Here is a 648-nt window from a genome sequence, read left to right as displayed (position 1 = left end):
GCCAGTGAGCGGCCCAACTCCAGTGCGTAGTAGGGGTTTCCGCCGCTGACGGCGTGCACCCGGCTGAGCGTGAGGCCGTTCAGGCGCAGGCCGAGGCGTTCGCGGAGCAGGGCCCCGGTGCCGCGTTCGCCGAGCGGTCCGACCGGGAGGTCGCGGGCGGCGGGCGGGCAGAGTGCGTTCATGGTGGGGGCGGCGTCGGCGTGTTCGGTGCGTTCGGTGACGGCGAAGCGGACCCGGCGGTCGGTGAGGCGGCGGGCGGCGAACGCGACGACCTGCCGGCTGGCTTCGTCGAGCCACTGGGTGTCGTCGAGCAGGACGAGCACGGGGCCGCGCTGGGCGAGTCGGCGCAGCGTCTCCAGGACGGCGACCCGGACGGCCAACGGGTCGGTGGGGGCGCCGGGTTGGGGGGCGCGGTGCAGCAGCGCGCATTCGAGGGCCTGGCGCAGGTGGCTGGGGAGTTCCTCGGCGAGTGCGGGGAGGGTCTCGCCGAGCAGGTCGATCAGCGCGAGGTGCGGCAGGTCGGCCTCGGCGGCGGTGGGGCTGCTGCGCAGGACCGACTCCCCAGCCGCGTCGGCCTCCTGGGCGAGCGCGTCGAGCAGCGCGGTCTTGCCGATGCCGGCCGGTCCGTGCAGCAGGACGCCGCCGGTG

The 648-nt window shown here is 75.9% G+C and carries 1 protein-coding gene; it reads right to left on the bottom strand.

What is annotated here, in order from left to right; all coding sequences use genetic code 11:
- A partial coding sequence (locus KCH_RS34130; RefSeq protein ID WP_035869706.1) for an ATP-binding protein occupies window positions 1-648 on the bottom strand: 648 nt, incomplete at both ends.

The sequence above is a fragment of the Kitasatospora cheerisanensis KCTC 2395 genome, from assembly GCF_000696185.1.
Taxonomy (GTDB): Bacteria; Actinomycetota; Actinomycetes; order Streptomycetales; family Streptomycetaceae; genus Kitasatospora; species Kitasatospora cheerisanensis.
This window is presented reverse-complemented; position numbering and strand designations above follow the sequence as displayed.